Origin of the sequence: Actinoplanes oryzae (assembly GCF_030757795.1) — a bacterium.
Classification (GTDB): domain Bacteria; phylum Actinomycetota; class Actinomycetes; order Mycobacteriales; family Micromonosporaceae; genus Actinoplanes.
In genome coordinates this window covers 1-4,295 of the sequence record NZ_JAUQWH010000308.1, presented here as the reverse complement: position 1 = coordinate 4,295, position 4,295 = coordinate 1, and the positions used below count along the sequence as shown (strand labels likewise).

Sequence of the window (4,295 nt, the reverse complement as noted above, 5' to 3'; positions counted from 1 at the left end):
GTGCAGATCGTGGATGACCAGGGCAAGCCGACCCGCGTGGGCTACCGCATCGACGAGAACGGCCAGAAGGTCCGGATCGCTCGTTCCACCGGTAAGGACCTGTGATGACTGCCGCTACCGAGACCAAGACCCTGCCCCGGCTGAAGCAGAAGTACCGCAGCGAGGTTGTTGCCGGGCTTCAGGAGCAGTACAAGTACGGCAACCCCATGCAGGTTCCCGGCCTGGTCAAGGTCGTCGTGAACATGGGTGTGGGCGAGGCCGCCCGCGACGCCAAGCTGATCGACGGCGCCGTGCGTGACCTGACCACCATCACCGGCCAGAAGCCGCTGGTGCGCCGTGCCACCAAGTCCATCGCGCAGTTCAAGCTGCGTGAGGGCATGCCGATCGGCGCGAAGGTCACCCTGCGCAACGACCGCATGTGGGAGTTCCTGGACCGGCTGCTGTCGATCGCGCTGCCGCGTATCCGCGACTTCCGCGGCCTGGACGGGCGCAAGCTCGACGGGCACGGCAACTACACGTTCGGTCTGACCGAGCAGTCGGTGTTCCACGAGATCGACCAGGACCGGATCGATCGGACCCGGGGCATGGACATCACGGTGGTGACCACCGCCAAGACCGACGAGGAGGGCCGGCAGCTGCTCAAGCTCCTGGGCTTCCCGTTCAAGGAGAACTGAGCATGGCTAAGAAGGCCCTGAAGATCAAGGCGGCCGCGAAGCCGAAGTTCGCCGTTCGGGCATACACCCGGTGCCAGAAGTGCGGTCGCCCGCACTCGGTGTACCGCAAGTTCGGCCTCTGCCGGGTTTGCGTCCGGGACATGGCCCACCGGGGCGAGCTGCCCGGCGTGTCCAAGGCCTCCTGGTAATCCGACTTCTGTAATACCGCTTCGCCGTAGGCCTGGCCGCAAGACCGGGAACCCCGGCGAGAAAGGTTGACGAACACCCATGACGATGACTGACCCGATCGCAGACATGCTCACGCGTCTGCGTAACGCCAACCAGGCGTACCACGACAAGGTGACCATGCCCTTCTCGAAGATCAAGGCGAACATCGCCGAGGTCCTGAAGGCGGAGGGCTACATCGCCTCCTGGTCGGCCGAGGAGCCTGAGGAAGGCGAAGTCGGCAAGCGCCTGGTCGTTGAGCTCAAGTACGGCCAGAGCCGCGAGCGCAGCCTCGCCGGCATCAAGCGCGTGTCCAAGCCCGGCCTGCGGGTTTACGCCAAGTCCGACGAGCTCCCCCGGGTGCTCGGCGGCCTGGGCGTCGCGATCATCTCGACGTCCCAGGGCCTCCTGACTGACAAGCAGGCCCGCAAGCGGAGCGTTGGCGGGGAAGTCCTCGCCTTCGTCTGGTAACGGAGACTAGACATGTCGCGAATCGGACGTAAGTCGATCCCGGTCCCGGCCGGCGTCGATGTCACCATCACGGGCCAGACCGTCAAGGTCAAGGGCCCCAAGGGCGAGCTCTCGCACACCATCGCCGAGCCGATCACCATCGAGAAGGCGGAGAACGGCGAGCTCTCGGTCAACCGCCCCAACGACGAGCGCAAGGCCAAGGAGCTGCACGGCCTCTCGCGTACCCTGGTCGCCAACATGATCGTCGGCGTGACCGAGGGCTACAAGAAGACGCTCGAGATCAACGGCACCGGTTACCGCGTGACCGCCAAGGGCAAGGACCTCGAGTTCGCCCTCGGCTTCTCGCACCCGGTCAACATCGTGCCGCCGGCCGGCATCACCTTCACGGTGGAGCGGCCCACGCAGTTCACGGTGGCCGGCATCGACAAGCAGCTCGTGGGCGAGGTCGCCGCGAACATCCGGAAGATCCGCCCGCCGGAGCCCTACAAGGGCAAGGGCGTCAAGTACCAGGGCGAGGTCATCCGCCGCAAGGCTGGAAAGGCAGGTAAGAAGTGACCGCCACGCTGCTCAAGCGCCGCAATGGGGGCGGTGTCGCCCACAAGCGCGCCGTCGGCAAGGCGCGCCGGCACTTCCGGGTTCGGAAGAACGTCCGCGGCACTGCCGAGCGTCCCCGTCTGGTCGTCTCCCGGTCCACGCGGCACATCACCGCGCAGATCATCGACGACCTCAAGGGTCACACGCTGGCCTCTGCCTCCACGCTCGACGCCTCCCTGCGGGGTTCCGAGGGTGACAAGAGCGCTCTGTCCGGCAAGGTCGGAACGCTCCTCGCCGAGCGTGCCAAGGCCGCGGGCGTGTCCAAGGTCGTCTTCGACCGCGGCGGCAACAAGTACGCGGGGCGGATCGCCGCGCTTGCGGACGCCGCCCGCGAAGCCGGACTCGAGTTCTAGGAGGGAATGACCAATGCCTGGTCAGCAGCGCCGAGGCGGCGGGTCCGGCGGTAACAACGAGGGTGGCCGCCGCGACAACCGCCGGGATGGCGGCCGCGGCAACGCGCCCGTCGAGAAGACCCCGCACCTCGAGCGGGTCGTCGCGATCAACCGTGTCGCGAAGGTCGTGAAGGGTGGTCGTCGCTTCAGCTTCACCGCCCTCGTGATCGTCGGCGACGGTGACGGCACCGTCGGCATCGGATACGGCAAGGCCAAGGAGGTGCCCGCGGCCATCGCCAAGGGTGTCGAGGAGGCCAAGAAGCACTTCTTCAAGGTGCCCCGGATCGGCGCGACGATCCCGCACCCGATCACCGGTGAGGCCGCGGCTGGTGTCGTGCTCCTCAAGCCGGCGTCCGCCGGTACCGGTGTCATCGCCGGTGGCCCGGTGCGTGCCGTGCTCGAGTGCGCCGGCATCCACGACGTGCTGAGCAAGAGCCTCGGCTCGTCCAACCCGATCAACATCGTGCACGCGACGGTGGCCGCTCTGAAGGGCCTCGAGTCGCCGGAGAAGGTCGCGGCCCGCCGTGGCCTGCCGGTCGAGGACGTGGCGCCCGCGGCCATGCTGGCGGCGCGTGCGGAAGCGGCGGTGCACTGATGGCACGCTTGAAGGTCACCCAGGTCCGGTCCGAGATCGGCCGTAAGCAGAACCAGCGGGACTCCCTGCGGTCGCTCGGCCTGAAGCGGATCAACGACGTGGTGGTCAAGGAGGACCGCCCCGAGATTCGGGGCATGATCTTCGCCGTGAGCCACCTCGTGAGTGTTGAGGAGGTCGAGTAATGGCGATCAAGGTCCACCACCTGCGCCCGGCGCCCGGCGCCAAGACCGCGAAGACCCGTGTGGGTCGCGGTGAGGGCTCCAAGGGCAAGACCGCCGGTCGCGGTACCAAGGGCACCGGCGCCCGGAAGAACGTCTCGGCGGCGTTCGAGGGTGGGCAGATGCCCATCCACATGCGTCTGCCGAAGCTGAAGGGCTTCAAGAACAAGAACAAGGTCGTCTTCCAGGTCGTGAACCTGGACCGGCTGGCCGAGCTGTTCCCGAACGGCGGCGAGGTCGGCGTGGCCGAGCTCGTCGAGGCCGGCGCGGTCCGCAAGGGCCAGCTGGTCAAGGTCCTCGGCTCGGGCGAGCTGGGCGGCGTGTCGCTGACGGTGTCGGCGCACGCGTTCAGCGAGTCGGCCAAGGAGAAGATCGCCGCAGCCGGTGGTTCCGTCACCGAGCTGTGATGCTCGCCGGGGGTGCTGGCCTGGTATCAGTGAGATACCGGGCCGGCATCCCCGTTCTGGCGTCTGAACTGGCACAACGCCAGTTCGGGCGCGAGAGCGCCCGCAGCCTTTGAGTAGCTCTTCGTCCCCGAGTGCTGCACAAGCGGCGACCGTGCCTCACGACGGGCACGTCAGGCTGTTAGAGTCCGTTCCCAGCTAGGGATATCGGTCGTCCGGACCGATGCCTACCCCCATCCGCCGGTTTCAGGCGGCCACCTCGCGCAGGAGGAAGAAGTTGCTCTCCGCCTTTTCCAGTGCGTTCCGGACGCCTGACCTGCGCAAGAAACTGCTGTTCACAGTAGCGATCATCGCGGTCTACCGGCTCGGTGCGACTTTGCCCAGCCCGGGTGTGTCCTACACCAACGTGCAGAACTGCCTCGAGGCGGTCAACGACCAGAACGCCGGCGGCGGGGTGCTCAACCTGCTGAACCTGTTCTCCGGTGGCGCGCTGCTGCAACTGTCGGTCTTTGCGCTGGGCATCATGCCCTACATCACAGCTTCCATCATCCTCCAGCTGCTGACGGTTGTGATCCCCCGGCTCGAGCAGCTCCGCAAGGAGGGTCAGAGCGGCCAGGCGAAGATCACGCAGTACACGCGTTACCTGACCCTGGGTCTCGCCATCCTGCAGTCCTCGGCCTTCGTGGCGCTGGCCCGCTCCGGCCAGCTCTTCGCCAACGCGTGCCCGCAGGACCAGTCGAACC

At 67.0% G+C, this 4,295-nt stretch carries 9 protein-coding genes and 1 pseudogene; all 10 read left to right on the top strand.

The features are described 5' to 3' along the window. Positions 1-105 (top strand): annotated as a pseudogene (locus tag RBH18_RS43265) (50S ribosomal protein L24); the annotation flags it as partial. After that, on the top strand, positions 105-674 hold the full coding sequence (gene rplE, locus RBH18_RS43260; protein ID WP_306216335.1) for a 50S ribosomal protein L5: 570 nt from the start codon (positions 105-107) through the stop codon (positions 672-674). The pseudogene RBH18_RS43265 and the gene rplE, both read left to right, overlap by 1 nt. Positions 675-676: 2 nt before the next feature. Then, positions 677-862, top strand: a complete 186-nt coding sequence (locus RBH18_RS43255) for a type Z 30S ribosomal protein S14 (protein WP_305786127.1) — start codon at positions 677-679, stop codon at positions 860-862. A 79-nt stretch (positions 863-941) separates the two neighbouring features. Continuing rightward, positions 942-1,349 (top strand): 30S ribosomal protein S8, encoded by a 408-nt coding sequence (gene rpsH, locus RBH18_RS43250; protein ID WP_305786128.1) that lies wholly within the window; start codon positions 942-944, stop codon positions 1,347-1,349. A gap of 12 nt (positions 1,350-1,361) precedes the next feature. Further along, complete coding sequence (gene rplF, locus RBH18_RS43245) at positions 1,362-1,904, top strand: 50S ribosomal protein L6 (protein ID WP_305786129.1); 543 nt, start codon at positions 1,362-1,364, stop codon at positions 1,902-1,904. Continuing rightward, complete coding sequence (gene rplR / locus RBH18_RS43240; RefSeq protein WP_456237652.1) at positions 1,901-2,296, top strand: 50S ribosomal protein L18; 396 nt, start codon at positions 1,901-1,903, stop codon at positions 2,294-2,296. Before rplF ends, rplR begins: the two co-directional genes overlap by 4 nt. A gap of 13 nt (positions 2,297-2,309) precedes the next feature. Next, entirely contained in the window at positions 2,310-2,930 is a 621-nt protein-coding gene (rpsE, locus tag RBH18_RS43235; RefSeq protein WP_306216334.1) for a 30S ribosomal protein S5, read from the top strand. Beyond that, positions 2,930-3,112, top strand: a complete 183-nt coding sequence (gene rpmD, locus RBH18_RS43230; protein WP_306216333.1) for a 50S ribosomal protein L30 — start codon at positions 2,930-2,932, stop codon at positions 3,110-3,112. The genes rpsE and rpmD overlap by 1 nt, the downstream gene beginning before the upstream one ends. Beyond that, positions 3,112-3,555 carry a 50S ribosomal protein L15 gene (gene rplO, locus RBH18_RS43225; protein WP_306216332.1) on the top strand — a complete coding sequence of 148 codons (444 nt, stop codon included), beginning with the start codon at positions 3,112-3,114 and terminating at the stop codon, positions 3,553-3,555. Before rpmD ends, rplO begins: the two co-directional genes overlap by 1 nt. Positions 3,556-3,829: 274 nt before the next feature. Next, positions 3,830-4,295 (top strand): preprotein translocase subunit SecY (locus RBH18_RS43220; RefSeq protein ID WP_372339078.1); only part of this gene is annotated, 466 nt, incomplete at its 3' end.

Bases quoted from the DNA above. Each gene is read 5' to 3' on its own strand.
- rplF (WP_305786129.1), top strand. From the start codon at position 1,362: ATGTCGCGAATCGGACGTAAGTCGATCCCGGTCCCGGCCGGCGTCGAT.
- rplE (WP_306216335.1), top strand. From the start codon at position 105: ATGACTGCCGCTACCGAGACCAAGACCCTGCCCCGGCTGAAGCAGAAG.
- rpsE (WP_306216334.1), top strand. From the start codon at position 2,310: ATGCCTGGTCAGCAGCGCCGAGGCGGCGGGTCCGGCGGTAACAACGAG.
- rpmD (WP_306216333.1), top strand. From the start codon at position 2,930: ATGGCACGCTTGAAGGTCACCCAGGTCCGGTCCGAGATCGGCCGTAAG.
- RBH18_RS43255 (WP_305786127.1), top strand. From the start codon at position 677: ATGGCTAAGAAGGCCCTGAAGATCAAGGCGGCCGCGAAGCCGAAGTTC.
- rpsH (WP_305786128.1), top strand. From the start codon at position 942: ATGACGATGACTGACCCGATCGCAGACATGCTCACGCGTCTGCGTAAC.
- rplO (WP_306216332.1), top strand. From the start codon at position 3,112: ATGGCGATCAAGGTCCACCACCTGCGCCCGGCGCCCGGCGCCAAGACC.